This is a genomic window from Streptomyces canus (assembly GCF_001514145.1).
GTDB classification, from domain to species: Bacteria; Actinomycetota; Actinomycetes; order Streptomycetales; family Streptomycetaceae; genus Streptomyces; species Streptomyces canus.
The window spans coordinates 59,076-84,859 of the sequence record NZ_KQ948680.1 but is presented as its reverse complement, the minus strand read 5'-3'; the positions used below and the strand labels follow the sequence as shown (position 1 = coordinate 84,859).

The 25,784-nt window shown below is 69.3% G+C and carries 26 protein-coding genes and 1 pseudogene; 16 read left to right on the top strand and 11 right to left on the bottom strand.

Annotated elements, in window-relative coordinates:
* The first annotated feature begins 72 nt into the window (after positions 1 to 72).
* From atpB to AQJ46_RS46395, 9 genes are all read left to right on the top strand, one after another.
* Positions 73 to 894 (top strand): F0F1 ATP synthase subunit A, encoded by an 822-nt coding sequence (atpB, locus tag AQJ46_RS46435; RefSeq protein WP_037901436.1) that lies wholly within the window; start codon positions 73 to 75, stop codon positions 892 to 894.
* Positions 895 to 969: 75 nt separating this feature from the next.
* The gene (gene atpE / locus AQJ46_RS46430; RefSeq protein ID WP_009321656.1) at positions 970 to 1,200 is read left to right on the top strand and encodes an ATP synthase F0 subunit C; all 231 of its coding nucleotides are present in this window, start codon (positions 970 to 972) and stop codon (positions 1,198 to 1,200) included.
* Positions 1,201 to 1,241: 41 nt separating this feature from the next.
* Positions 1,242 to 1,787: a F0F1 ATP synthase subunit B gene (locus AQJ46_RS46425; protein WP_059211389.1), complete on the top strand. Its 546-nt coding sequence runs from the start codon at positions 1,242 to 1,244 to the stop codon at positions 1,785 to 1,787.
* Positions 1,784 to 2,599 carry a F0F1 ATP synthase subunit delta gene (locus AQJ46_RS46420; protein WP_059211388.1) on the top strand — a complete coding sequence of 272 codons (816 nt, stop codon included), beginning with the start codon at positions 1,784 to 1,786 and terminating at the stop codon, positions 2,597 to 2,599. The genes AQJ46_RS46425 and AQJ46_RS46420 overlap by 4 nt, the downstream gene beginning before the upstream one ends.
* 125 nt (positions 2,600 to 2,724) lie before the next feature.
* A complete protein-coding gene (gene atpA / locus AQJ46_RS46415) occupies positions 2,725 to 4,317 on the top strand; it encodes a F0F1 ATP synthase subunit alpha (protein ID WP_057612078.1) in 1,593 nt (530 codons plus the stop codon).
* Between the two features lie 20 nt (positions 4,318 to 4,337).
* Positions 4,338 to 5,255: a F0F1 ATP synthase subunit gamma gene (locus AQJ46_RS46410; protein ID WP_059211387.1), complete on the top strand. Its 918-nt coding sequence runs from the start codon at positions 4,338 to 4,340 to the stop codon at positions 5,253 to 5,255.
* On the top strand, positions 5,255 to 6,691 hold the full coding sequence (gene atpD / locus AQJ46_RS46405; protein ID WP_059211386.1) for a F0F1 ATP synthase subunit beta: 1,437 nt from the start codon (positions 5,255 to 5,257) through the stop codon (positions 6,689 to 6,691). The genes AQJ46_RS46410 and atpD overlap by 1 nt, the downstream gene beginning before the upstream one ends.
* A 133-nt stretch (positions 6,692 to 6,824) precedes the next feature.
* Entirely contained in the window at positions 6,825 to 7,199 is a 375-nt protein-coding gene (locus AQJ46_RS46400) for a F0F1 ATP synthase subunit epsilon (protein WP_007384727.1), read from the top strand.
* 142 nt (positions 7,200 to 7,341) lie between these two features.
* Positions 7,342 to 7,788, top strand: coding sequence for a DUF2550 domain-containing protein (locus tag AQJ46_RS46395; RefSeq protein WP_057612075.1), 447 nt, complete (start codon positions 7,342 to 7,344; stop codon positions 7,786 to 7,788).
* A 72-nt stretch (positions 7,789 to 7,860) separates the two neighbouring features.
* Here the strand turns inward: AQJ46_RS46395 and AQJ46_RS46390 are convergent, their stop codons facing one another.
* The 3 genes from AQJ46_RS46390 to AQJ46_RS46380 all read right to left on the bottom strand — a co-directional run bounded on the left by AQJ46_RS46390 (position 7,861) and on the right by AQJ46_RS46380 (position 11,604).
* Positions 7,861 to 9,684, bottom strand: coding sequence for a glycoside hydrolase family 18 chitinase (locus AQJ46_RS46390; RefSeq protein ID WP_059211385.1), 1,824 nt, complete (start codon positions 9,682 to 9,684; stop codon positions 7,861 to 7,863).
* A 118-nt stretch (positions 9,685 to 9,802) separates the two neighbouring features.
* Positions 9,803 to 10,444, bottom strand: a complete 642-nt coding sequence (locus AQJ46_RS46385) for a response regulator (protein WP_057612073.1) — start codon at positions 10,442 to 10,444, stop codon at positions 9,803 to 9,805.
* Complete coding sequence (locus AQJ46_RS46380; RefSeq protein WP_059211384.1) at positions 10,441 to 11,604, bottom strand: sensor histidine kinase; 1,164 nt, start codon at positions 11,602 to 11,604, stop codon at positions 10,441 to 10,443. The genes AQJ46_RS46385 and AQJ46_RS46380 overlap by 4 nt, the downstream gene beginning before the upstream one ends.
* Before the next feature lie 150 nt (positions 11,605 to 11,754).
* Between AQJ46_RS46380 and AQJ46_RS46375 the strand changes: the two genes are divergently transcribed.
* Entirely contained in the window at positions 11,755 to 12,285 is a 531-nt protein-coding gene (locus AQJ46_RS46375; RefSeq protein WP_059211411.1) for a hypothetical protein, read from the top strand.
* Here the strand turns inward: AQJ46_RS46375 and AQJ46_RS46370 are convergent.
* On the bottom strand, positions 12,282 to 12,854 hold the full coding sequence (locus tag AQJ46_RS46370) for a cob(I)yrinic acid a,c-diamide adenosyltransferase (protein ID WP_059211383.1): 573 nt from the start codon (positions 12,852 to 12,854) through the stop codon (positions 12,282 to 12,284). The two genes, AQJ46_RS46375 and AQJ46_RS46370, sit on opposite strands and share 4 nt — an antisense overlap.
* A gap of 71 nt (positions 12,855 to 12,925) precedes the next feature.
* On the opposite strand from AQJ46_RS46370, the pseudogene AQJ46_RS57965 reads away from it, so the two are divergent.
* The 4 genes and pseudogenes from AQJ46_RS57965 to AQJ46_RS46355 all read left to right on the top strand — a co-directional run.
* Positions 12,926 to 13,033, top strand: a pseudogene (locus AQJ46_RS57965) (TetR/AcrR family transcriptional regulator); the annotation flags it as partial.
* 140 nt (positions 13,034 to 13,173) lie between these two features.
* Positions 13,174 to 14,022: a 3-hydroxyacyl-CoA dehydrogenase family protein gene (locus AQJ46_RS46365; RefSeq protein WP_059211382.1), complete on the top strand. Its 849-nt coding sequence runs from the start codon at positions 13,174 to 13,176 to the stop codon at positions 14,020 to 14,022.
* Positions 14,023 to 14,172: 150 nt separating this feature from the next.
* Complete coding sequence (locus tag AQJ46_RS46360) at positions 14,173 to 14,496, top strand: STAS domain-containing protein (RefSeq protein ID WP_020136551.1); 324 nt, start codon at positions 14,173 to 14,175, stop codon at positions 14,494 to 14,496.
* Positions 14,497 to 14,726: 230 nt separating this feature from the next.
* The gene (locus AQJ46_RS46355) at positions 14,727 to 17,258 is read left to right on the top strand and encodes an ATP-binding protein (RefSeq protein ID WP_059211381.1); all 2,532 of its coding nucleotides are present in this window, start codon (positions 14,727 to 14,729) and stop codon (positions 17,256 to 17,258) included.
* 74 nt (positions 17,259 to 17,332) lie between these two features.
* Here the strand turns inward: AQJ46_RS46355 and nucS are convergent, their stop codons facing one another.
* Entirely contained in the window at positions 17,333 to 18,004 is a 672-nt protein-coding gene (gene nucS, locus AQJ46_RS46350) for an endonuclease NucS (protein WP_059211380.1), read from the bottom strand.
* Between the two features lie 255 nt (positions 18,005 to 18,259).
* Here nucS and AQJ46_RS46345 point away from each other — a divergent pair, with 255 nt between their 5' ends.
* Positions 18,260 to 18,652 (top strand): SCO5389 family protein, encoded by a 393-nt coding sequence (locus AQJ46_RS46345; RefSeq protein ID WP_007384741.1) that lies wholly within the window; start codon positions 18,260 to 18,262, stop codon positions 18,650 to 18,652.
* Between the two features lie 86 nt (positions 18,653 to 18,738).
* On the opposite strand, the gene AQJ46_RS46340 is transcribed toward AQJ46_RS46345, so the two are convergent.
* Entirely contained in the window at positions 18,739 to 19,767 is a 1,029-nt protein-coding gene (locus AQJ46_RS46340) for an LLM class flavin-dependent oxidoreductase (RefSeq protein WP_059211379.1), read from the bottom strand.
* Between the two features lie 223 nt (positions 19,768 to 19,990).
* Between AQJ46_RS46340 and AQJ46_RS46335 the strand changes: the two genes are divergently transcribed.
* Entirely contained in the window at positions 19,991 to 20,332 is a 342-nt protein-coding gene (locus tag AQJ46_RS46335; protein WP_059211378.1) for a hypothetical protein, read from the top strand.
* Between the two features lie 4 nt (positions 20,333 to 20,336).
* Here the strand turns inward: AQJ46_RS46335 and AQJ46_RS46330 are convergent, their stop codons facing one another.
* The 5 genes from AQJ46_RS46330 to AQJ46_RS46310 all read right to left on the bottom strand — a co-directional run bounded on the left by AQJ46_RS46330 (position 20,337) and on the right by AQJ46_RS46310 (position 25,712).
* Complete coding sequence (locus AQJ46_RS46330; protein ID WP_059211377.1) at positions 20,337 to 21,215, bottom strand: ABC transporter permease subunit; 879 nt, start codon at positions 21,213 to 21,215, stop codon at positions 20,337 to 20,339.
* The gene (locus AQJ46_RS46325) at positions 21,212 to 22,510 is read right to left on the bottom strand and encodes an ABC transporter ATP-binding protein (RefSeq protein WP_059211376.1); all 1,299 of its coding nucleotides are present in this window, start codon (positions 22,508 to 22,510) and stop codon (positions 21,212 to 21,214) included. The genes AQJ46_RS46330 and AQJ46_RS46325 overlap by 4 nt, the downstream gene beginning before the upstream one ends.
* Positions 22,511 to 22,622: 112 nt before the next feature.
* A complete protein-coding gene (locus tag AQJ46_RS46320) occupies positions 22,623 to 23,393 on the bottom strand; it encodes an ABC transporter permease (protein ID WP_059211375.1) in 771 nt (256 codons plus the stop codon).
* A 2-nt stretch (positions 23,394 to 23,395) separates the two neighbouring features.
* Positions 23,396 to 24,364, bottom strand: coding sequence for an ABC transporter ATP-binding protein (locus tag AQJ46_RS46315; protein WP_057612254.1), 969 nt, complete (start codon positions 24,362 to 24,364; stop codon positions 23,396 to 23,398).
* Positions 24,365 to 24,374: 10 nt separating this feature from the next.
* Positions 24,375 to 25,712, bottom strand: coding sequence for an MDR family MFS transporter (locus AQJ46_RS46310; RefSeq protein WP_059211374.1), 1,338 nt, complete (start codon positions 25,710 to 25,712; stop codon positions 24,375 to 24,377).
* Positions 25,713 to 25,784 lie beyond the last annotated feature (72 nt).

Here is a 25,784-nt window from a genome sequence, read left to right as displayed (position 1 = left end):
CGAACCGCGACAGTATGCCGCGCCGACACAACGAGGTTGCCGTACCCATGCGTCACGCTGAAGGAGCCCGCGGTGAGTGCTGACCCGACGCAGGTGCTCGCCTTCGAGACCGATTGCCACATCTTTGACGGCTGTGGCTTCCCCTCTCCCGGCCTGCACTCGTTCCTGTTCGAGCCCATCTGGGGCGACGGGGACAGCAACGTGTACTTCAACAAGACGATGCTCCTGGCGCTCCTCGGGTCGATCATCATCGTCGGGTTCTTCTGGGCCGCCTTCCGCAAGCCGCAGGTCGTCCCCGGCAAGCTCCAGATGGTGGCCGAGGCGGGCTACGACTTCATCCGCCGTGGAGTCGTCTACGAGACCATCGGCAAGAAGGAGGGCGAGAAGTACGTACCCCTCGTCGTCTCGCTCTTCTTCTTCGTCTGGATGATGAACCTCTGGTCCATCGTTCCGATCGCTCAGTTCCCGGTCACGTCGATCATCTCGTACCCGCTGGTACTGGCCCTGATCGTCTACGTCCTGTGGGTGTCGCTGACCTTCAAGCGGCACGGTTTCGTCGGCTTCTTCAAGAACGTGACGGGCTACGACAAGTCGCTCGGCCCGGTGCTTCCGCTGGCGATGCTGATCGAGTTCTTCTCGAACATCCTGATCCGCCCGTTCACCCACGCCGTGCGACTCTTCGCCAACATGTTTGCCGGTCACACCCTGCTGCTGCTCTTCACGATCGCCAGCTGGTACCTGCTGAACGGCATCGGCATCGCCTACGCGGGTGTCTCGTTCATCATGACCGTGGTGATGACGGCCTTCGAGCTGTTCATCCAGGCCCTGCAGGCCTACGTGTTCGTCCTGCTGACCTGCACCTACATCCAGGGCGCCCTGGCCGAGCACCACTGAGCCACCCGCACCCGACCTCCACGAATCGTCCGGTGGCCAACCCCCACCGGTCCGTAAAGAAAAGGAAGAACTGGCATGTCCCAGACCCTTGCTGCTGTCGAAGGCTCCCTCGGCTCCATCGGTTACGGCCTCGCCGCGATCGGCCCCGGCGTCGGCGTCGGCATCATCTTCGGTAACGGCACCCAGGCCCTGGCCCGTCAGCCCGAGGCGGCCGGCCTGATCCGCGCCAACCAGATCCTCGGCTTCGCCTTCTGTGAGGCGCTGGCCCTGATCGGTCTGGTCATGCCGTTCGTCTACGGCTACTGATCGCTGATCACAGACCAGCCGACTAGACGAAAGGCATACACATGAGCCCGCTGCTCACGATCGCGGCCGAGGAGATGGAGAATCCCCTCGTCCCGCCGATCCCCGAGCTCGTCATCGGCCTGATCGCCTTCGTCATCGTCTTCGGCTTCCTGGCGAAGAAGCTCCTCCCGAACATCAACAAGGTTCTGGACGAGCGTCGCGAGGCCATCGAGGGCGGTATCGAGAAGGCCGAGGCCGCGCAGACCGAGGCCCAGAGCGTCCTTGAGCAGTACAAGGCACAGCTCGCCGAGGCCCGCCACGAGGCCGCGCGCCTGCGCCAGGAGGCTCAGGAGCAGGGCGCCACGCTCATCGCCGAGATGCGCGCGGAAGGCCAGCGGCAGCGCGAGGAGATCGTCGCCGCCGGTCACGCGCAGATCGAGGCCGACCGCAAGGCCGCCTCGTCCGCGCTGCGCCAGGACGTCGGCAAGCTCGCCACCGACCTGGCCGGCAAGCTCGTCGGTGAGTCCCTCGAGGACCACGCCCGGCAGAGCCGCGTGATCGACCGCTTCCTCGACGACCTCGAGGAGAAGGCCGAGGCCGCGCGATGAACGGAGCGAGCCGCGATGCCCTGGCAGCCGCACGCGAGCGTCTCGACGCGCTGACGGACAACACGTCCGTGGACGCCGGCTCGCTCGCCGACGAGCTGGCCGCCGTCACCGCGCTGCTCGACCGCGAGGTGTCGCTGCGTCGGGTCCTGACCGACCCGGCGCAGCCCGGCGAGGCCAAGGCCGAACTGGCCCAGCGCCTGATCGGCACGCAGGTCGGCGGCCCCGCCACCGACCTGGTGTCCGGCATGGTGCGCTCCCGCTGGTCGCGCTCGCGTGACCTGGTGGACGCGCTGGAGGAGCTGGCCGACGCCGCCGACCTCACCGCCGCGCAGCAGCGGGGCAAGCTCGACAACGTCGAGGACGAGCTGTTCCGTTTCGGCCGGATCGTCGTCTCGAACACCGAGCTGCGCGCCGCGCTGACCGACCGCGCCGCAACGGCCCCGGCCAAGCGTGAGCTGCTCGGCAGCCTGCTCGGCGGCCGCGCCGATGCGACGACCGAACGTCTGGTGACGCGCCTTGTGGCCGCGCCCCGGGGACGTAGCCTGGAGGCGGGACTGGAGTCCCTGTCCAAGCTCGCCGCCGAGCGCCGGGACCGCATGGTGGCCGTCGTCACCTCGGCGGTTCCGCTGAGCGACCAGCAGAAGCAGCGTCTGGGCGGTGCCCTGGCGAAGCTCTACGGCCGCCAGATGCACCTCAACCTCGACGTGGACCCCGAGGTCCTCGGCGGGATCCGGGTGCAGGTCGGCGACGAGGTCATCAACGGCTCCCTCGCGGACCGCATCGAGGACGCCGGCCGCCGCCTGGCGGGCTGACAGCAACTTCATAGCAGTACGTACTTACGACGGCCCTGGTTGGGCCGTACATGAAGAATCCTGGGGGCCGACCCCAGACCCCCAAAGTGAAACTTCGGGCCCAACAAGGAGAGCAGGGAACCCAGATGGCGGAGCTCACGATCCGGCCGGAGGAGATCCGGGACGCGCTGGAGAACTTCGTCCAGTCGTACAAGCCGGACGCGGCCTCGCGCGAGGAGGTCGGTACGGTCACCCTTGCCGGCGACGGCATCGCGAAGGTCGAGGGTCTGCCCTCGGCCATGGCCAACGAACTGCTGAAGTTCGAGGACGGCACCCTCGGCCTCGCGCTCAACCTGGAAGAGCGCGAGATCGGCTGCGTCGTCCTCGGTGAGTTCAGCGGCATCGAGGAGGGTCAGCCGGTCTCCCGTACCGGTGAGGTCCTCTCCGTGGCCGTCGGCGAGGGCTACCTCGGCCGCGTCGTCGACCCGCTCGGCAACCCGATCGACGGCCTCGGCGAGATCGAGACCAGCGGTCGTCGTGCCCTTGAGCTGCAGGCTCCGGGCGTCATGGCCCGTAAGTCGGTGCACGAGCCGATGGAGACCGGCTACAAGGCCGTCGACGCGATGACCCCGATCGGCCGTGGCCAGCGTCAGCTGGTCATCGGTGACCGTCAGACCGGCAAGACCGCCCTGGCCGTCGACACGATCATCAACCAGCGCGACAACTGGCGCTCCGGCGACCCGAAGAAGCAGGTCCGCTGCGTCTACGTCGCCATCGGTCAGAAGGGCTCGACCATCGCCTCCGTGCGTGGCGCCCTGGAAGAGGCCGGCGCGCTGGAGTACACGACCATCGTCGCCGCCCCGGCGTCCGACCCTGCCGGCTTCAAGTACCTGGCGCCGTACACCGGTTCGGCCATCGGCCAGCAGTGGATGTACGAGGGCAAGCACGTCCTCATCATCTTCGACGACCTCTCGAAGCAGGCCGACGCCTACCGCGCCGTGTCCCTCCTGCTGCGCCGCCCGCCGGGCCGTGAGGCCTACCCGGGTGACGTCTTCTACCTGCACTCCCGTCTGCTGGAGCGCTGCGCCAAGCTCTCCGACGAGCTGGGTGCCGGCTCGATGACCGGTCTGCCGATCGTCGAGACCAAGGCCAACGACGTCTCGGCGTTCATCCCGACCAACGTCATCTCCATCACCGACGGCCAGTGCTTCCTGGAGTCGGACCTGTTCAACGCCGGTCAGCGCCCCGCGCTGAACGTCGGTATCTCCGTCTCCCGAGTCGGTGGTTCCGCGCAGCACAAGGCGATGAAGCAGGTTTCCGGCCGTCTGCGCCTGGACCTCGCCCAGTACCGTGAGCTGGAGGCGTTCGCCGCCTTCGGTTCCGACCTGGACGCCGCGTCGAAGGCGCAGCTGGAGCGCGGTCAGCGACTGGTCGAGCTGCTCAAGCAGGCTCAGTACCAGCCGATGGCCACCGAGGACCAGGTCGTCTCCATCTGGGCGGCCACCACCGGCAAGCTGGACGAGGTACCGGTCTCCGACATCCGCCGCTTCGAGAAGGAGCTGCTGGAGTACCTGCACCGCAAGGAGCAGGGCCTCATGACCTCCATCAAGGAGGGCGGCAAGATGTCGGACGACACGCTCACCGCCATCGCCGACGGCATCGCGGACTTCAAGAAGCAGTTCGAGACCTCGGACGGCAAGCTTCTCGGCGAAGACGCGCCGGCCGCCACGGCCAAGTGACGACGGAAGGGACCTGACTCATGGGAGCCCAGCTCCGGGTCTACAAGCGTCGCATCCGATCCGTCACCGCGACCAAGAAGATCACCAAGGCGATGGAGATGATCGCCGCCTCGCGCGTCGTCAAGGCGCAGCGCAAGGTGGCGGCCTCCACGCCGTACGCGCAGGAACTGACGCGTGCGGTCACGGCGGTTGGTACCGGTTCGAACACGAAGCACCCGCTGACCACGCAGGCCGAGACGGTCGTGCGGTCCGCGGTGCTGCTCCTGACGAGCGACCGTGGTCTTGCCGGTGCCTTCAACTCCAGCGCCATCAAGACGGCGGAGAAGCTCACCGAGCGGCTGGAGCGCGAGGGCAAGGAGGTCGAGATCTACATCGTCGGCCGCCGTGGTGTCGCGCACTACAACTTCCGTGAGCGCAAGATCACGGAGTCGTGGGGCGGCTTCACCGACCAGCCCACGTACGCGGACGCCAAGAAGGTCGCGGCGCCGCTGATCGAGGCCATCGAGAAGGACACGGCCGAGGGCGGCGTGGACGAGCTCCACATCGTCTTCACCGAGTTCGTCTCGATGATGACGCAGACGGCGCTCGACGACCGTCTGCTCCCGCTCAGCCTCGAAGACGTGGCGAAGGAGGCCGCCCCCCAGGGCGAGATCCTCCCGTTGTACGACTTCGAGCCCTCGGCGGAGGACGTCCTCGACGCCCTTCTGCCGCGCTACGTCGAGAGCCGTATCTACAACGCGCTGCTCCAGTCGGCCGCCTCCAAGCACGCCGCCACGCGGCGCGCGATGAAGTCGGCCACCGACAACGCGGGAGACCTGATCACCAGCCTCTCCCGACTTGCCAACGCGGCCCGCCAGGCCGAAATCACCCAGGAAATCAGCGAGATCGTCGGTGGCTCCGCAGCCCTGGCCGACGCGTCCGCGGGGAGTGACAGGTAATGACGACGACAGTTGAGACGGCCGCTGCCACGGGCCGCGTCGCCCGGGTCATCGGCCCGGTCGTCGACGTGGAATTCCCCGTCGACGCGATGCCGGAGATCTACAACGCTCTGCACGTGGAGGTAGCCGACCCGGCCCTCGACGGTGCGAAGAAGACGCTGACCCTGGAGGTCGCCCAGCACCTGGGTGACGGCCTGGTCCGCACCATCTCCATGCAGCCCACCGACGGTCTGGTCCGCCAGGCCGCGGTCACCGACACCGGTGCCTCCATCACCGTGCCGGTCGGCGACTTCACCAAGGGCAAGGTGTTCAACACCCTCGGTGAGGTGCTGAACACCGACGAGAAGTACGAGGGCGAGCGCTGGGGCATCCACCGCAAGGCCCCGAACTTCGACGAGCTCGAGTCGAAGACCGAGATGTTCGAGACCGGCGTCAAGGTCATCGACCTTCTCACCCCGTACGTCAAGGGTGGAAAGATCGGTCTGTTCGGTGGTGCCGGCGTCGGCAAGACGGTGCTCATCCAGGAGATGATCTACCGCGTCGCCAACAACCACGACGGTGTCTCCGTGTTCGCCGGTGTCGGTGAGCGCACCCGTGAGGGCAACGACCTCATCGAGGAGATGGCGGAGTCGGGCGTCATCGACAAGACCGCCCTGGTCTTCGGCCAGATGGACGAGCCCCCGGGCACCCGTCTGCGCGTGGCCCTCGCCGGTCTGACCATGGCGGAGTACTTCCGCGATGTGCAGAAGCAGGACGTGCTGTTCTTCATCGACAACATCTTCCGCTTCACGCAGGCCGGTTCCGAGGTCTCGACCCTGCTCGGCCGGATGCCCTCCGCGGTGGGCTACCAGCCGAACCTGGCCGACGAGATGGGTCTCCTCCAGGAGCGCATCACCTCGACCCGTGGTCACTCGATCACCTCGATGCAGGCGATCTACGTCCCCGCGGACGACCTGACCGACCCGGCCCCGGCCACCACGTTCGCCCACCTCGACGCGACGACGGTTCTCTCCCGTCCGATCTCCGAGAAGGGCATCTACCCGGCCGTGGACCCGCTGGACTCCACGTCCCGGATCCTGGACCCGCGCTACATCTCGGCGGACCACTACAACACGGCCATGCGTGTCAAGGGTGTCCTGCAGAAGTACAAGGACCTCCAGGACATCATCGCCATCCTCGGCATCGACGAGCTCGGCGAGGAGGACAAGCTGGTCGTCCAGCGTGCCCGCCGCGTGGAGCGCTTCCTGTCCCAGAACACCCACGTCGCCAAGCAGTTCACCGGCGTGGACGGCTCGGACGTGCCGCTGGACGAGTCGATCACCGCGTTCAACGCGATCATCGACGGCGACTACGACCACTTCCCGGAGCAGGCGTTCTTCCTGTGCGGTGGCATCGAGGACCTCAAGGCCAACGCCAAGGAGCTCGGCGTCTCCTGAACTCACTGAGTTCTGAGTGAACCCTGTGGTTCACGCTCGAGGGGGCGGGGCACGTCCCGCCCCCTCACTCACGCCCACTAGACTTGTAACCAACACCCGGCCGAACCGCCGGGTGGTGACCCGAGGAGCCACCTTGGCTGCTGAGCTGCACGTCGCGCTGGTCGCGGCCGACCGAGAGGTCTGGTCCGGCGAGGCCACCCTGGTCGTCGCGCGCACCACGTCCGGCGACATCGGCGTCATGCCCGGTCACCAGCCGCTGCTCGGTGTGCTGGAGTCGGGCCCGGTGACCATCCGTACGAGTGATGGCGGGACGGTCGTCGCCGCGGTGCACGGCGGTTTCATCTCGTTCGCGGACAACAAGCTGTCGCTGCTGGCCGAGATCGCCGAGCTGTCGGACGAGATCGACGTCCAGCGCGCGGAGCGGGAGCTGGAGCGCGCGAAGGCGGAGGGCGACGCCGCCGCCGAGCGTCGCGCGGACGTACGACTGCGTGCGGCGACTGCGCGCTGAACCAGCGCGGAGCCGTATGACGTTCCTCAGCCGCGGCCGGCACCGGAGTGATCCGGAGCCGGTCGCGGCTGAGGCAGATCTGGATGTTTTTTCCGTTCCGTTACCTATTGAAGGTACCTAGGAGACGAGGAGGTCGGTGTCGATGGTCCTCGCTCTGACTGTGTGCGGAATCGTCGTGGCCTTGGTGGTGCTGGGGCTGTTCGTCTTCGGTCTGCGGCGCAGACTCATCCAGCGCTCCGGTGGCACCTTCGACTGTTCCCTGCGCTGGGACGTGCCGGAGAAGACCGACACCAGCGGCAAAGGCTGGAGCTACGGCGTCGCCCGCTACAACGGAGACCGTGTCGAGTGGTACCGCGTCTTCTCCTACGCCTATCGCCCGCGCCGGGTGCTGGAGCGCGCCGCGATCGAGGTCGCCGGCCGTCGCCTCCCCGAGGGCGAGGAGGAGCTGGCGCTGCTCTCCGACCACATCGTGCTGACCTGTCTGCACCGCGGCACGCGTCTCGAGCTCGCGATGAGCGAAGACGCGCTGACCGGTTTCCTCGCGTGGCTGGAGGCAGCCCCGCCCGGACAGCGAGTGAACGTGGCGTAGCCGCGTTCACTCGCCGGGTGGGGGTCCCCCGGACGAAGTCTGGGGGAGCGTCAATGTCGCCTGGCGATTCGGTTACGACAGCCCGCTGCTGATGGCGCTCACCAGCTCTCCGTTACCGGTGTCGCCGCTGAACTCCCAGAAGAACGCGCCGCCCAGGCCCTGGTTCTTGGCCCAGGTCATCTTGCCGGCGATCGTCGCGGGGGTGTCGTAGGACCACCAGTTGTTTCCGCAGTAGGCGTACGCCGTGCCGGCGACGGTGCCGGTGGTGGGGCAGGACGTCTTGAGGACCTTGTAGTCCTCGATGCCCGCCTCGTAGGTTCCGGGTGCCGCGCCGGTCGCCGAGCCGCCGGGGGCGGCCTGGGTGACGCCGGTCCAGCCGCGGCCGTAGAAGCCGATGCCGAGCAGCAGCTTGTTCGAGGCCACGCCCTTCGACTTCAGCTTGGCGATCGCATCGGCCGAGTTGAAGCCCGCCGTCGGGATCCCGGCGTACGAGGTGAGCGGGGAGTGCGGGGCGGTCGGGCCGTCCGCGTCGAAGGCGCCGAAGTAGTCGTACGTCATCACGTTGTACCAGTCGACGTACTGGGAGGCGCCGCCGTAGTCGGCCGCGTCGATCTTGCCGCCGGAGGAGCCGTCGGCCGTGATGGCCGCGGTGACCAGGTAGCTGGGGCCGAACTCCGAACGCAGCGCCCCCATCAGGTTCTTGAAGGCGGCGGCCCCGCTCGTGTCGCAGGTCAGACCGCAGGCGTTCGGGTATTCCCAGTCGATGTCGATGCCGTCGAAGACATCCGCCCAGCGCGGGTCCTCGATGACCGACTTGCAGGAGGCGGCGAAGGCGGCGGGGTTGGCCGCGGCCTGCGCGAAGCCGCCGGAGTAGGTCCAGCCGCCGAAGGAGTAGAGCACCTTGATGTGTGGGTACTTGGCCTTGAGCTCACGCAGCTGGTTGAAGTTGCCGCGCAGCGGCTGGTCCCAGGTGTCGGCGACGCCGCTGACGGACTGGTCGGCGGTGTACGCCTTGTCGTAGGCGGCGTAGGTGTCGTCGACGACGCACTTGCCGTCCTTGACGTTGCCGAAGGCGTAGTTGATGTGCGTGATCTTCGAGGCGGAGCCCGAGGTCACCAGGTTCTTGACGTGGTAGTTGCGGCCGTAGACGCCCCACTCGGTGAAGTAACCGAGCTTGACCTTGGAGCCGGTGGGCGGCGGGTCGGTGGTGCCGCCGGTGGTGTGCACGGCGACCGCGCCGCTGGCCGGTCCGGTCTGGTCGGCGGTGTCACGGGCCTGGACCGTGTAGGAGTAGCCGGTGCCGGCGGTCAGACCGGTGTCCGTGTACGAGGTCGTCGTCACGGTCGCCACCTTGGCACCGTCACGCAGCACGTCGTAGTTCTTGATGCCCTTGTCGTCGGTGGCGGCGCTCCAGGCCAGCTTCACCGAGGTGTTGGTGATGCCGGAGGCGGTGGGGGTGCCGGGGGCCGACGGGGCCGCGTCTCCTGGAGTGCTGCCGCCGTCGCAACTGCCGCCGTTCAACTTGCAGTTGGCGGGGGACCCGCTGCCGGCGCCGTTGAAGCCGAAGGAGACGGAGGCCCCGGGGGCGAGGGAGCCGTTCCAGGACTTGTTCTTGGCGGTCCAGTGGGTGCCGGACGAGGTGACGTCGGCGTCCCAGGCCGAGGTGACGGAGGTGCCGGAGGGGAAGTCCCACTCGACGGTCCAGGAACTGAGGCTGGTGGTACCGGTGTTCTTCACCGTCCACTTGCCTTCGAAGCCGGTGCCCCAGTCCTGGGTCTTGGCGTAGGTGGCGGTGGCGGATGCCGCGGCCTGGGCGGGGCTCGCGAGGCCGACCAGGCCGGCGAAGGGGAGCAACAGCGTCGCGAATCCTGCCGCGGCTCTGTGTCTGAAGCGCATCGTGCGCCTCCTAGGGGAGTTGGGGGCGTGACTGAGCCTTCACACCCACGGTGCCGCGAGAATAGAAAGGTCTGGACCACGGGTCAATAGGTCTGGACCACTCTGGTGCAAGAGGCAACTAGACGCCCAACTCCTGTGCCAGTACGGCCGCTTGCACCCGGCTGCGCAGCTCCAGCTTCCCCAGCAGACGGCTGACGTGCGTCTTCACCGTGGCCTCCGCCATGTCGAGGCGGCCGGCGATCGCGGCGTTGGACAGTCCCTCGCCGAGACAGGACAGCACTTCGCGTTCCCGGCGGGTGAGGGTGTCCAGGACGGCCGGGTCGGCGTTCGTCCCGCGGACCGGCCTGGCGGCGAACTCGGCGATCAGACGCCGGGTGACGGCAGGGGCGACGATTCCCTCTCCCCGTGCCACCGTGCGCACGGCGGCGATGAGGTCCTTGGCCTCCGTGTTCTTCAGCAGGAAACCGGCGGCCCCGGCCCGCAGGGCCCCGAACACGTACTCGTCGAGATCGAAGGTGGTCAGCACCAGGACGTCCGCGAGCCCTTCCCCGACGACCTGCCGGGTCGCCGACACCCCGTCCAGACGCGGCATCTGAACGTCCATCAGCACGAGGTCCGGCCTCAACTCACGGGCCAGCGCCACCGCCTGCTCACCGTCCGCCGCCTCGCCGACCACCTCGATGCCGGGGGCGCTGCGCAGAATGAGGACCAGCCCGGCGCGGACGGCGGACTGGTCCTCGGCGACGAGGACGCGGATCATTCAAGGACTCCTTCACGCAGGGGCAGGGTGGCGCGTACGGTCCAGTGCGGCCCGTCGGGACCGGCGTCGAACGTGCCGCCGAGCAACGCGGCCCGCTCGCGCATCCCGACCAGCCCGGCGCCGGAACCGGGGGCGCGAGGTCCGTCCCGGTCGCCGTACGGACTGCTCACCGCGACGGTCAGCTCACCGTCCCGCTCCGCGAGGCTCACTCTGACCCGGCCCGGACACGCGTGCTTGAGGGCGTTGGTCAGGGACTCCTGGACGATGCGGTAGGCGGCGAGTTCGACGGGAGCGGGCACGGCGTCGTGGTGGCCGGCGTCCAGGGTGACGTCCAGGCCGTTGGCGCGGGCGCCGTCGACGAGAGCGGTGAGACCGTCGAGGGTGGGGACGGCGGCGGGCTCGTGGTCGCCGGCGCGCAGGATGCCGATCAGCCGGCGCATCTCGGCGAGCCCGTCGACGCTGTTCTCCCGGATCACCGAGAGCGCCTCCCGGGAGGTCGCGGGGTCGTCGATGGACAGCGCGGCAGTGGAGTGGATGGCGATCGCCGACAGATGGTTGGCGACCATGTCGTGCAACTCCCGTGCCATCCGGGCGCGTTCGGCGGTGACGGCCTGCGTGCGGTCCATCTCGGCGAGCAGCGCGGTCTGTTCGGCGCGCAGCCGGGCGGCCTCGGCGGCGTCACGGTGGTTGCGCACGATCCACCCGGTGGCGGCCGGCGCGTACGCCACGACACCGACGACCACGCCGATCAGCAGTGCCTCCGGCACCCGCCACACCGCGAACGGCACCAGCGTCCCGGCCACGGTCAGCAGACCGGTGATCCACTGGATGCGGCGGGCCGAGGCGAGCGGGCCGTAGAGCACGGCCGCGTAGACGACATCGGTGAACATCAGGATCGTGGCGAGGCTGCCCTGGGTCACGAGGTCGGCGCAGATCGCGGCGGTGCCGGTCAGCAGGGCCGTGCGGGGCGCCGTCCGGCGCAGCAGTTCGCAGCCGGCCAGCACGGTGAGCGGCACGAGAACCGGCCAGGGGCCGTCGAAGAGGGTCATCGGGTCGCTGGACGGCCGGGTGCCCAGACCGATGCCCACCAGCAGCAGGCCGCCGAGCAGCCCGCCGGCCGCGATGTAGACGTCGAAGCGGTGCGGGCGGGGGAGGGCCATGACTCCATCCAACACGGTGTCCGCGCGCCGCGCGTGATGCCCGGGAACGGTCCTGGACTGCATCTTTCGATGTACGGCGGTTTCGTCACCGGCGACGACGCAAGGGATCGCGCGCGCCGGGAGCCTGGAGAGCGGACGAAGGGAGCGGTCGTGATCGTCGGACTGATCGTCGCGTGTGAGGTGGCCTTCTGGGTGCTGCTGGCAGCCGGGCTGACCTTCCGTTACGGGCTGCGCATGCCGCGCGTCGGGCTGGCCCTGCTGCTGTGCGAGCCGTTGCTGGAGCTCGTGCTGTTCACGGTCACCGCGATCGATCTCAGGAACGGTGCCGAGCCCGACTGGAAGCACGGCCTGGCCGCCGTCTACATCGGTTTCACCGTGGGCCTCGGTCACTCCACGATCAAGTGGGCGGACGCCTGGGTCGCCCACCGGTTCGCGGGCGGCCCGCCGCCGGTGAAGGCGCCGAGGTACGGCACGGCCCGCGCCGTTCACGAGTGGAAGGTCGCGGGCCGCTGGATCCTCGCCGCGGTCGTCGCCGTGGCTCTGCTCCAGGCCGCGGTCTGGTACGTCGGCGACGGGCAGACCGACTCGCTGCGCGCCTGGCAGCAACGCATGCTCTGGCTGATCGGCATCAACGTGGTCATCGCCGGCAGCTACACGCTGTTCCCCAAGCGCGGGCGCTAACGCTCCCCGCCCGGGACCCAGAGCACGTCCCCGACGTCCTTGTTGGCCGTACGGGCCAGGATGAACAGCAGGTCGGACAGGCGGTTCAGGTAGGTCGCCGTGAGCGGGTTCATCGCCTCGCCGTGGACCTCCAGCGCTGCCCACGTCGAGCGCTCGGCGCGGCGTACGACCGTGCAGGCCTGGTGGAGCAGGGCCGCGCCCGGGGTGCCGCCCGGGAGGATGAAGGAGCGGAGCTTCTCCAGCCGCTCGTTGAAGCGGTCGCAGTCCGCCTCCAGCTTGTCGACGTAGAACTGCTCGACACGCAGGGGTGGGAACTCGGGGTTCTCGACGACGGGCGTCGAGAGATCGGCGCCGACATCGAACAGGTCGTTCTGTACACGGGTGAGGACCTTGACGACCTCCTCCTCGAGACCGCCCAGGGCGATCGCCGTGCCGATCACCGCGTTCGCCTCGTTGGTGTCCGCGTACGCGGAGATCCGCAGATCGGTCTTGGCGACCCTGCTCATGTCGCCGAGGGCGGTGGTGCCCTGGTCGCCGGTCCTGGTGTAGATGCGCGTCAGATTGACCATGAGGTCAGCGTAAGTACGCTCCGGCCGTCGAGGCGAGCCGGGAGGAGGCCTGATCGCCGGTCAGATCGGCCGCCGGACGCAATCCGGACGAAGTGGCACGAGAGGTGCTCGTGCTTCTCGACGAGAAGGAGGAGCTGTTGAGCGATAAGGTGCTCAACTACGCCGTACGAGACCACTAGTGACAGCTGCCGGTGTGATGTCCGTCAGATGAGACGTGACGCGCATTACTAACCGGTCACACAGCACCTCACGAGCGCTAGGGTCCGCCGAAGAGGCAACGTAAACAGGGTGTAAGGCGTTTCAAAGGGGAGTCGCAACAGTGGCACGGAAGCTTGCCGTCATCGGCGCCGGCCTGATGGGTTCCGGCATCGCCCAGGTCTCCGCTCAGGCGGGCTGGGACGTGGTCCTCAGGGACGTCACCGACGAAGCGCTGAAGCGCGGCACCGACGGCATCAAGGCTTCGTACGACAAGTTCGTGAGCAAGGGCAGGCTGGAGGCGCACGACGCCGACGCCGCCCTCGCCCGGATCACCGCGACCACCGACCTGGACGCGGCCGCCGACGCCGACATCGTCGTCGAGGCCGTCTTCGAGAAGCTCGAAGTCAAGCACGAGATCTTCCGCACGCTGGACAAGATCGTCCGCGCGGACGCCGTGCTCGCCTCCAACACCTCCGCGATCCCGATCACCAAGATCGCGGCGGCCACCGAGCACCCGGAGCGGGTCGTCGGGGTGCACTTCTTCTCGCCGGTGCCGATGATGCAGCTCGTCGAGCTGGTCCGCGGCTACAAGACGAGCGACGAAACCCTCGCCGCCGCGCGGGAGTTCGCCGAGTCGGTCGGCAAGACCTGCATCGTCGTGAACAGGGACGTGGCGGGGTTCGTGACCACCCGTCTCATCTCCGCCCTCGTCGTCGAGGCGACCAAGCTCTACGAGTCGGGCGTCGCGACCGCCGAGGACATCGACCTCGCCTGCAAGCTGGGCTTCGGCCACGCCATGGGGCCGCTCGCCACGGCGGACCTGACCGGCGTCGACATCCTGCTGCACGCCACCAGCAACATCTACACCGAGTCCCAGGACGAGAAGTTCGCCCCGCCGGAGCTGATGCGCCGGATGGTGGACGCCGGTGACATCGGACGCAAGAGCGGGCAGGGCTTCTACAAGCACTGAAACCGCACAAGCCCCTCAGGTTTCACACTCGAGGGTGAATTCGGTATCGGTTCGCTTACAGACGGCAACCTCCGACCGCTCAACGCAGTCAGAGGTGTCATCACTGGACATCAGATCGTGGAGTACTACACGCACTCACGGGGAGCGCATATGTACATCAGGGGCGACCACGCCGAGCTGGTCGTCGGGGGCCGCCTCGACGTCCGCAGCGCGGCGGACGCCCGTACGGTCCTGCACTCGGCCGTCGACGACGGAGCCGGCGACCTGGTGCTCGACCTGTCCGAGCTGGATTCCTGGGACGCCACCGGGCTCGGGGTGATCATGGGGGCGCACCGCAGGGCCGGTCGCTGCGGTCGCCGGCTGGTGCTGCGCGACGTACCGCCGCAGATGCAGCGCCTCCTGGTCGCCACCCGACTGCACCGCATCCTGGCGATCGAGGGCGGCATCGGGGTGGAGTCACTGCCCCGCGTGTGACCCCGGCCACCCAGGCGAAACGTATCCCGCGCGCAATCCTCACGAGACTGTGACGTCTCGGACGGCGCGGGACCCCGGGCTGTCGTAGATACTGTGCGAAGGTTTAGGGTTCGGTCGCCTGCTGTCTGTATCCCTTCCAGCGGGCCCGGACCAGAAGCGACAGCGCAGTGTGCTGCAGGCCGGGAGGGGCCACTGACGGCACACGAGACGCTTTTGGGGGGCTTGAACCTATGGACCCGAACAACCGGGGACCCGAGGAGTACGGCCATGACGACGACGGTGGCTCGCCGCGTCAGCGGCCTCCCAGGGACTCCCTCACCACGGACTTCGGCCAGCACTCGCCCACGCTCGCCCGCACCGTGCAGCTCGTCGCCGGTGACTTCCTGCTGACCGTCAACCCCGTCGACGGCAGCGAGATAGAGGCCTGCCCGCCCGGCGAGCGGCCCGGACGGCCCGAGAGATACGGCGCCGCCGAACGCGCCGAGGTGGACCGGGCGGCCCGCCCGCCCGTCCCACCCGGACCGTCCCGCACCGCGCTGTCGCTCCTGGCCCGCCAGGACGAGCGCGAACGACTCGTGCGGCTGCTCGCCCGCGGCCGCTCGGTGCGCCTGACCGGCCCCGCCGGCTCCGGCCGCACCAGCCTCCTCGACCTCGTCGCCGAGGACTGCGGCGACCTCGCTCCCGACGGGGTGGTCCGCCTCACCGGCTTCAACCGCACGGCGAGCGAGCTGCTGTACGACCTCTTCTACGCCGTCTTCACCTCGCCCCTGCACCGCCCCGACCGGGACGAGCTTCTCTCCTGCGTGCGGGAGATCGGCGCGGTCGTCGTCCTCGACGACATCGAGTTCGGCGGCGCGGCCCTCGACGAACTGCTGGACGCCACCCCCGAGTGCGCGTTCGTGATCGGCGCGACGCCCGACGTGCCCGCGCCCTCGGCCGACTCCGCCGTCGAGGAGATCTTCCTCAGCGGCCTGGAGCGCGCCGACGGTGTGGAGCTCCTGGAGCGTTCCGTCGGCCGGGTGCTGACGGAAGAGGAGTCGAACTGGGCGGGCGACCTCTGGTTCGAGTCCGAGGGTCTGCCCCTGCGCTTCGTCCAGGCGGGTGCTCTGCTCAGGCAGCGCGACATGCTGCGGGCCGGGGCGAACGCCGTCGACGAGTTCGGCGTCTTCGCGGACGCGGCCCCGGTCGACGCCCCGTTCACCTCCGACGAGGGCGAGGAGATACCCCTGCCCGCGCTCGGCGAGGCCGCGGCCCCCGCCCCGCTGCTCGCCTCCCGGCTGAGCGAATCCGCCCGCGCCACCCTGCGGTTCGCCGTCGCGCTCGGCGGCGAGGTGCCCCACCAGGCGCACCTGCCCGCGCTGATCGGCGACACCCACGCGGACGCCGCCCTCGGTGAGCTTGCGGACTGCGGTCTGGTCTCCCCGGTCGGCTCCCGCTACCGGCTCGCCGCCGGTGTCCTCGCCCAGCTGGAAGCCGCCGGATACGGCGACGACCCCGAGAGCCTCGCCCTCACCGCCGCCCAGCACTACAACTGGTGGGCCGGGCACCCCTCGGTCACCCCCGAGCGGGTGTGCGCGGAGGCAGACGCCCTGCTGGCCGCCCTCGCCGTCCTGGTCCCGGTCACCACCATGCCCGACGAGGGCGAGCAAGCCGTCACGGTGCAGCTCGCCCGCACGGCGGCGCCCGCGTTCGCCGCCGGCGGCCACTGGGGTGCCTGGGAGCGTTCGCTGCGCGCCGGTTCCGAGGCCGCCCAGCTCGCCGGTGAGGTGTCCGAACAGGCCTACTTCCACCACGAGCTCGGCATCCTCGCGCTCTGCGGCGGACAGCTCGACCGGGCCCGCGCCGAACTGGAGGCCTCCATCGGCCTGCGCGGAGCCATCGCCGACAAGCGCGGCACCGTCGCCGGCCGCCGCGCCCTCACCCTGGTCTCCGACCGGGACGGCAGCGCGCCCGGCCTGGCCGCGGTCCTCGGCGCGACAGCGGGCGAGGAGGTGCCCGACGCCCGGTACGACGAGTCCGCCTCACCGCCCGGGGGAGTTCCCGCGGCCTTCCCGCCCCTCCAGCTGCCCGCAGACTCGCAGACGATCGTCGTCCACCGCTCACCCTCCACGCCCGCGCCCTCGCGCAAGGCCCGCGGCGGACTCAAGGGCCTCGCCAAGCGCAACCTCGTCGCGGCCGGCGCGGGTGCGCTGCTGGTCGCGGTGCTCGGCACGGTCGTGACGCTGGGCGCCACCTCCGACAACGACCCGAACTCCCCGTCCAACGAGGTGGGCGTCAACCCGTCGGCCAGCGTCGGCATCGACGACGGCAACCTCGGCGCCGACGTCCCGAAGAACGACGACAACCCCGGGGACACCGGCACGGCGACGTCCCGTCCGACCGACCCGGGGCCCGATGGGACGTACGGGACTTCGGACGATCCGACGCCCACGGATGTGGCGGAGCCTTCGGACAGGCCGAGTGGGACGCAGCGTCCGGGGAGCGGCACGCCGAGCTCGCCGAAGCCGACGACGCCCAAGCCGTCGACGAGTCCGTCGACGCCGTCCACGCCGACGGGGCCCGGATCCCCGTCGTCGACGCCGTCCGGTACGTCGGAACCGCCGTCGAGCACGCCCACAGCCACCCCGACCGACACGACCCCGACCAACTCCAACTCGGCCAGCGGCCCCGCCTCCACCACCCCGGTGGAGACCAGCAGCTCGGCCAGTGCCCCGCAGAGCAGCACCGTGAGCTCACCGAGCAACTCGGCGCAGGTCATCTGACGCACAGCGCGACACCAGAGGGCCGGGTCCACGTATCGGACCCGGCCCTCGTCGTCGTAGAGGAAGAGGCGCTGTCAGAACAGCCGCAGCTTGTCGTCCTCGATGCCCCGCAGCGCGTCGTAGTCCATGACGTGGCAGCCGATACCGCGGTCGGTCGCCAGGACACGGGCCTGGGGCTTGATCTCCTGGGCGGCGAAGATGCCGCGGACCGGAGCGAGATGGGGGTCGCGGTTCAAGAGGTCGAGGTAGCGGGTGAGTTGCTCGACGCCGTCGATCTCGCCGCGCCGCTTGATCTCCACCGCGACCGTCTGGCCGTCGGCGTCCCGGCACAGGATGTCGACCGGGCCGATGGCCGTCATGTACTCGCGGCGGATCAGGGTGTAGCCGTCGCCGAGCGTTTCGATGCGGTCGGCGAGCAGCTCCTGGAGGTGTGCTTCCACGCCGTCCTTGATCAGGCCGGGATCCACGCCGAGTTCGTGCGAGGAGTCGTGGAGAACCTCCTCCATCGTGATGATGAGCTTCTCGCCCGCCTTGTTGATGACGGTCCAGACGCCTTGCTCGTCGCCGGTCCCCTCCTTCAACGTGCAGGGCGGCGACATCCAGTTCAGGGGCTTGTAGGCCCGGTCGTCGGCGTGGATGGAGACGCTGCCGTCCGCCTTCACCAGGATCAGACGGGGGGCCGAGGGCAGGTGGGCGGTGAGCCGGCCCGCGTAGTCGACGGAACACCGGGCAATGACGAGACGCATGGTCGGCAACGCTACTCGACGGGCGCATGTCCACGCGATTCGGCCCGTAAGGCTGTGGAGAAACCCTGTTCACTTGTGGCCGATTGTGGGCCTGTTGGGAGTGCCCTTTGTTCGCATTCTCCTGGTGCCGTCACCGGCGGTTGCCTACCGTAGTAAACGGGAGGTCGCGAGGCGTGTACTGAGCGTGTCCGGCATCGCGAACTCCCTCATCTGTCCGGCAACCCCTGAGGAATCGGGGGTGCGAGAGGAGAACCCATGTCGCTCGACGTCTCACCGGCCCTACTCGAGAAGGCCGAGCGAGGCGAGGTCGACGAAGCGGAATTCGTCGACTGCGTCCGGACCTCCCTGCCCTACGCATGGGAGATGATCAGCTCCCTGGTGGCCCAGCTGAAGGTCGACGGCGGCAACTTCGCCGACAACCAGACGCCCCCGCCGGACGAGCAGGCACGCGGTCAGCTGCTGCGTGCGCTTGCGAGTGACGCGATACGCGGCGCGCTTCAGCGGCACTTCGGTGTGCGGCTGGCCTTCCAGAACTGCCACCGGGTGGCGGTGTTCCCGTTGGACTCCTCGGTCGACGAGACGCTGGTCCGCTTCACCTCGGTGCGCAGTCAGCTGCTGAACCAGTCTCCGGAGTTCCGGGACTGCTGACGCGGCGCCGCTTGCTTGCCGCTCCGTACGCGGGAGGTGCATCAGTACCGGGGCGGCAAGCTCCCGCCGGGCAGGGTTGTTCCGTTTCAGGTCAGATGCGGCAGCACTTCCGCACCCAGCCGCCGTACGTTCTCCTCGGTGGCCGCCAGGTCTCCCGAGCCCTCGACGAGCAGGGCGAAGCGGGAGACACCCGTCCGTTCGCTGGTCGCCGCGAGGCGGTCGGCGCACAGTCGCGGGGTCCCCACCGGGTGCAGCCCGCAGAGCAATTCGGTGTAGGCCACCGGATCGCGCATCTGCCGTGCACGGCCGTCGACCGTGACATGGGCGCCGAGTCCCTGCCTGAGCCAGCCCGGCATCGCCTTCACCAGGGCCTCCACCGCGTCCGTGCGCCGGTCCGCGATCTGGCAGACGCCGGCCGAGACATGGGGCGCGTCCAGGACCGTCTCCGGCGCGTGTCCGGCGGCGCGCGCCTGCCTGCGCCACAGGGCGACCATCTCCGCCTTCTCCTCGTCCCCGACATGCATCCCGAGCAGCATCGGCAGCCCGCGCTCGGCGGCCAGCCGGACGCTCGCCGGGGAGGTGCAGGCGACGATCACCTCGGGACCGTCCGCTTCCGTGAGGGACTCCGACGGCCGTGGTACGACGGGCACTTCACGGAAGCGGAAGCGCTCGCCGTCGGCTCCGACGGAGGGTTCGCGCAGCCAGCGCACCAGCAGATCGAGTGATTCCGGGAACCCCTTCTCGTACGCCTGAAGTCCCGACCCGAACACCTCCAGGTCGACCCACGGGCCGCCGCGCCCCACGCCCAGCGAGAAGCGCCCGCCGCTCGTCATGTGCAGCAGCGCGGCCTGTTCGCCGAGGGCGACGGGGTGGGCCGTGGGCAGCACGCTCACGGCGGTGCCCACGCGGATACGGTGGGTGCGGCCCAGCAGCAGGGCCGCCAGGGTGATCGCCGACGGGCAGGTGCCGTAGGGCACGAAGTGGTGTTCTGCCAGCCAGACCGTGTCGAGTCCGGCCTCCTCCGCGACCTCGGCCGAGCGGACCGCGCGGTGCAGCGCCTCTCCCTGGCCCTGCCCCGGGAACTGGGCGGCCAACACGAAACTTCCAACGTGCATGTGCTTTTCCTGCTTCCTTGGCTCCGACACGGAGCTCCCCCACTCGGCATAACCGTCTGACACGTGCCGAGGACACGGCCTGGCGGAGAGATTTGCCGATTGTCTGCAGAATGGGTCGCCCCGGAGGGGCACTTGTGGGGGTTGGTGCCCTACGCGTACCCCGCCTCGTGCCGCGTAGGCTGGACGCGGTCCCTGCTCCCTGTATAGCCCCGTGAGGTGTCCTGTGTCCCCGCGTCGCAACCGACCCAAGGGTTCCGGTTCGTCGGACTCGGCCGGCCGGAGTGCCGAGGACGACCGTTCCGGCCGCTACGGCGGCTTCCAGTCCTCGACGCACTGGCAGGGCGAGGACTGGAACGTCCGGCATGTGGCGGGGGCGAGCGCGCAGGGCAAGACGTACCGCTGTCCGGGCTGCGACCAGATGATCCCGGACGGAGTCCCGCACATCGTGGCCTGGCCGGACCACTCGGGTGTCGACGAGCGCAGACACTGGCACAAGGCGTGCTGGAACGCACGGGACCGCCGCACCACGCGGGTGCAGCGGTCCCGTAACGCGCCGAGGTTCTAGGGGATCAGACGTCCCGCTTCTCCAGCAGGGCGAAGGCGCAGGCGAACGCCGCGGCCGTCACGCCGACGATGATCCACAGCGGGTCCCAGCCCGAGGGGCCGCTGTCGGTGAGGGAGTTGGAGTAGAACACGCTGAGCTGGTTCGGGATGGAGTACTCGAACAATGCCTGGCGCAGGCCCTCCAGGGACCGCGCGACCATGAACAGCGCGATGACCAGCGGGGCCAGCACGACACCGATCATGATGGTGATCGCGCCCGCCGAGTGCCGGATGATCGAGCCGATGATCAGCGAGAACAGGCCGAGCAGGGCGATGTAGAGCGAGATGCCGATGGTGCCCTTCAGCCACTCCTGGCCGGTCGGGGTCCGGGCTCCGTCCAGCAGGGCCACGTCCGCGAGGGCGACGACGAGGACCGAGACGAGGGTGGTCACGAAGGCGACGGCGAAGAACACGACCGCCTTCGCCGTGAGGACGCGGCCGCGGGAGGGGCAGGCGACCATCGTCGTACGGATCATTCCGGTGCCGTACTCCGAGGCCGTGGTCAGCACACCGAGCGTGATGACGCACATGCTGCCGAGCAGCAGCCCGAAGAAGCCCAACGACAGCGGACTGTCGTTGTTCAGGTCCTCGGGGGAGGCGTTGGCCGCGACCAGCGCGGCGACGCCGACCCCGATCCCGATCACGAGCAGCACGAACACGCCCAGCGTCCAGATCGTCGACCGCACCGTCCGGATCTTCGTCCACTCCGACGCGATGGCGTTCCCGAGATGGGTGCGCACGACGGGAATCGGCGAGGTGTAACCGGGGTACGACGACCCGTCCGCCGGCTGCCGGTTCGGCACGGCGGCCTGGGCCTGCGGCATCGAGGGCTGCGGGGTGCTCATCGGACGTCCTCGGGCTTGGTCGGGGTGGCGGGAGCGGAGGCCTGCGGCGCAGGAGCGGCGGTCTGCGGCTGCGGCGCGGGTGCGGTCGGGAAGGCTCCTCCGGGCGGGGCGGCGGAGGGCGGAGCCGCCGGCGCCTGGAAGGGCGGCTGAGGCAGGCCCTGGCGAGCCGCGGGGCCCGCCTGGGCGTACGGATTGGGCGTGCCGGCGCCAGGACCGCCGTACGGGCCCGCCTGCGCCTGCCCCTGCGGGGCTGCGAACGGCTGCCCGCCCTGCTGGGGCGGCGGCGGGGCGTACCAGCCCGGCTGGCCCTGGCCCGGGACCGGCATGGGGGGCTGCGCGCCCGGCGGCAGGGGCTGCATCAGCCCCGCCTTCTGGTCGATGGTCGAGCGGTAGTCCACCGCGCCCTGCGTCATCCGCATGTAGGCCTCCTCCAGCGAGGCCTGGTGCGGCGACAGCTCCCACAGGCGTACGTCCGTGTCGTGCGCGATGTCGCTGATGCGGGGGAGGGCCAGTCCCGTGACCCGCAGCGCCCCGTCCTGCTCGGGCAGGACGTGCCCGCCCGCCTCGGTGATCGCGGCCGACAGCTTCTCGCGCAGCTGCGGCTCGGTGTCCGGCGTCCGCACCCGCGCGAAGCCCGCGGAGTTCGCGGCGATGAAGTCCTGGATGTTCATGTCGGCGAGCAGCTGCCCGCGTCCGATGACGATGAGATGGTCCGCGGTCAGCGCCATCTCGCTCATGAGGTGGGAGGAGACGAAGACCGTACGGCCCTCCGCCGCGAGCGCCTTCATGAGGTTGCGCACCCACAGGATGCCCTCGGGGTCGAGCCCGTTGACCGGCTCGTCGAAGAGCAGCACCTGGGGGTCGCCGAGCAGCGCGGCCGCGATCCCGAGCCGCTGCCCCATGCCGAGGGAGAAGCCCTTGGAACGCTTCCTGGCCACGTCCTGGAGGCCGACCACGCCCAGCACCTCGTCCACCCTGCGGGCCGGGATCCCGGACAGCTGGGCCAGGCACAGCAGGTGGTTACGGGCGGCCCGCCCGCCGTGCACCGCCTTGGCGTCGAGGAGCGCGCCGACCTGCCGGGCCGCGTTGGGCAGCCTGCGATACGGGTAGCCGCCGATCGTCACCTGCCCCGAGGTGGGGTTGTCCAGGCCGAGGATCATCCGCATGGTCGTCGACTTGCCCGAGCCGTTGGGGCCCAGGAAGCCGGTGACGGCACCGGGACGTACCTGGAAGGAAAGGTTGTACACAGCGGTCTTGTCGCCATAGCGCTTGGTCAGGCCGACTGCCTCGATCATGCTCCGCACCCATCGCAAGGTTCAGGACAGCGGGGCACACGCCCCCCGTAAGGGTTAGGAGCTTATCGGGGCGCTGACGGTTCCGCTCAAATGAAAGCAAAGGCTCGTCGCGTCACGCGTCCCGCTTCTTCAACAGGACATAACCGCCGATCAGCGCCGCCGCCACCCACAGCGCCATGATCCCGAGCCCGCCCCAGGGGCCGTAGGGAGTGTCGTCGTTGATCGGCGTGACCACCTGCATGATCTTGCTGCCGGCCTGGTCGGGCAGGTACCGGCCGATCTTCTTGGTCGCCGAGACGTTGCCGAGGATGTTGGAGATGAGGAAGAAGAACGGCATCAGGATGCCCAGCGACAGCATCGGCGAGCGCAGCATCGCGGCGACGCCCATCGAGAACATCGCGATGAGGGTCATGTAGACGCCGCCGCCGATCACGGCCCGCAGCACGCCCGGGTCACCGATCTCCGCACGGTGCGACCCGAGCATCGCCTGCCCGAGGAAGAACGTGAGGAAGCTGGTGACGAGGCCGACGGCCAGCGAGAGCCCGGTGGCGACCGCGATCTTGCTGACCAGGAAGCTGCCGCGCTGCGGCACGGCGGCCAGCGAGGTGCGGATCATGCCGGTGCTGTACTCGTTCGAGACGACGAGCACCCCGAACACGATCATCGCGAGCTGCCCGAGGCTCATCCCGGCGAAGCTGATGAAGGTCGGGTCGAACGAGAGCTTGTCCTCGCGGCTCATGTTGTCGAACTCGTTCTTCGACAGGGCCGAGATCAGGATGCCGAGTCCGATGGTGACCACCACGGCGAGGGAGAGCGTCCACACCGTGGAGGCCACCGACCGGATCTTGGTCCACTCGGAGCGGATGACCTGGGTCGCCGCCATGGTCACTTCCCCTTCCAGCCGTCGCCCCACTGCTGCTGGGGCGGCAGCGGTGCGTCGACGGGTGTGTCGCTGTGGGCGTGGTACTCGACCGACTCCGCGGTCAGCTGCATGAACGCCTCCTCCAGGGAGGCCTGTTGGGGACTCAGCTCGTGCAGCACGAGCTGGTGCTGTGCGGCCAGCTCGCCGATGTACTCGGACTTGCTTCCGTCGACCTCCAGCGTGCCGTTGCCGGTCTCCACGACGGTGACCCCGGCCGCGTGCAGCACGTCGAGCAGCCGCTCGCGCTGCGGGGTGCGGATGCGGACGTAGGACCGCGAGTTCTGCGCGATGAAGTCGGCCATGGAGGTGTCGGCGAGCAGCCGCCCCTGGCCGATGACGACGAGGTGGTCGGCGGTCAGCGCCATCTCGCTCATGAGGTGGGAGGAGACGAAGACCGTACGGCCCTGCGCGGCAAGGGACTTCATCAGGTTGCGGATCCAGTGGATGCCCTCGGGGTCGAGCCCGTTGACCGGCTCGTCGAACATCAGGATCTGCGGGTCACCGAGCAACGCGCCCGCGATGCCGAGCCGCTGGCCCATGCCGAGCGAGAAGCCCTTGGCCTTCTTCCGCGCGACGGCGGTGAGACCGACCGTGTCGAGGACCTCGTCCACCCGCTTCTTCGGGATGCCGTTGCTCTGCGCGAGACACAGCAGGTGGTTGAAGGCGCTGCGCCCGCCGTGCATGGCCTTGGCGTCCAGCAGGGCGCCGATGTAGGTGAGCGGGTCCTTGAGCTGGTCGTAGTGCTTGCCGTCGATGCGGACGTCCCCGGCGGTGGGCCGGTCCAGGCCCAGCATCATGCGCATGGTGGTGGACTTGCCGGCGCCGTTGGGACCGAGGAAGCCCGTGACGATGCCCGGTCTGACGGTGAAGGTCAGATTGTTGACCGCCACCTTCTCGCCGTACCGCTTCGTCAACCCCGCTAGCTCGATCATGCGGACCACGCTAGGTGCGGGGTTCGGCAGATGCCAATCCTGTGGGCAAACGGAGACCGACGAGAGAGGCAAAGAATGTGAAAGCCGTCGACCAGAGGAAGGCGCGGGGGAAGCCGCCCTGGGCGAGTACGGCGGCGAGGACCGCGGTGCCGAAGGAGCCGCCGAGTTGCTGCACGATCCGGACGGCGGTGCTCGCGTGCGGCACGCGCGTGTGGTCGAGTCCCTGGTAGGCGCCGACCATGACGGCCAGGTTGGCGGCGCTCATCCCGAACCCCCGTATGACGAGGGCGAGGGGGAGGAGGGCGGGCATCGGGTGCCGAAGGACGAACGGCAGCGTGCCCAGTGCGGTCAGCAGTGTCCCGGCCACCACGACCGGACGGGCGCCCACACGGTCGGTGAGCGGTCCCGTCACCCGGGCCAGCAGACTGCCGAGCCCCTGTGGCGCGAGCAGCAGCCCGGCCGCGATCACGCCCTGGCCACGCGCCTGCTGGTAGTAGAGCGGCAGGAGGAACATCCCGCCGTACAGGGCGAGTCCGCTCAGGAACATCAGCGACGAGGAGACGGCGAAGCCGCGGTCGCCGAACAGGCGGAGGTCGACGAGGGGTTCGGGGGTGCGCAGGGCGTGGACCGCGAACAGGGCGGTGAGAACGGCGCCCACGGCAATCGCCGTCTCCCGGACGGCACCGGTCTCCGTCAGGCCGTAGACGAGCAGGGCCAGGCCGGGGGAGAGGAGCAGCAGCCCGGTGAGGTCGAGGCGGTGTCCGGGGCGCCGGGTGTCCTTCGGCACGCCCCGAACGGCCAGGGCGAGCGCGAGCAGGCAGACGGGCAGGTTGACGTAGAAGATCCAGCGCCAGCTGAGATGACCGACGATCAGGCCGCCCAGCACCGGTCCGAGGATCGGTACGACCAGGGCGGGCAGGGTGACGACGGCCATCAGGCGGCCCAGGTCGCGTCCGCCGGCGGCGCGCATGACCAGGGTCTGCATCATCGGGAGCATCGGTCCGGCGCCGACGCCCTGGAGGATCCGGAAGACGATCAGTGAGCCGATGTTCCAGGCGAGCCCGCACAGCACGGATCCGGTGAGGAAGAGCGTGAGCGAGCCGAGCCAGACCCGGCGGGCGCCGAAGCGCTCCACGGCCCAGCCGGAGACCGGGACCACCATCGCGAGGGCCAGCAGATAGGCGGTGCTCACCCACTGGGCGGCGGCCGTGGAGGTGTTCAGATCGCGGCTGAGGGTGTGCAGGGCGATGGAGACGATCGTCGAGTCGAGAAGGGGGGTGAGGGCGCCGAGGGCGAGGATGCCGGCGAGTTTGAGGACAGCGGGGTCGAGGCGGGATCCGGTGGGCATGAGGCTCCTTAGGAGACGTTGCGTCTCTTACGGCCACGATAGGCTCGTGCCAGTAGGAGACGCAAGGTCTCT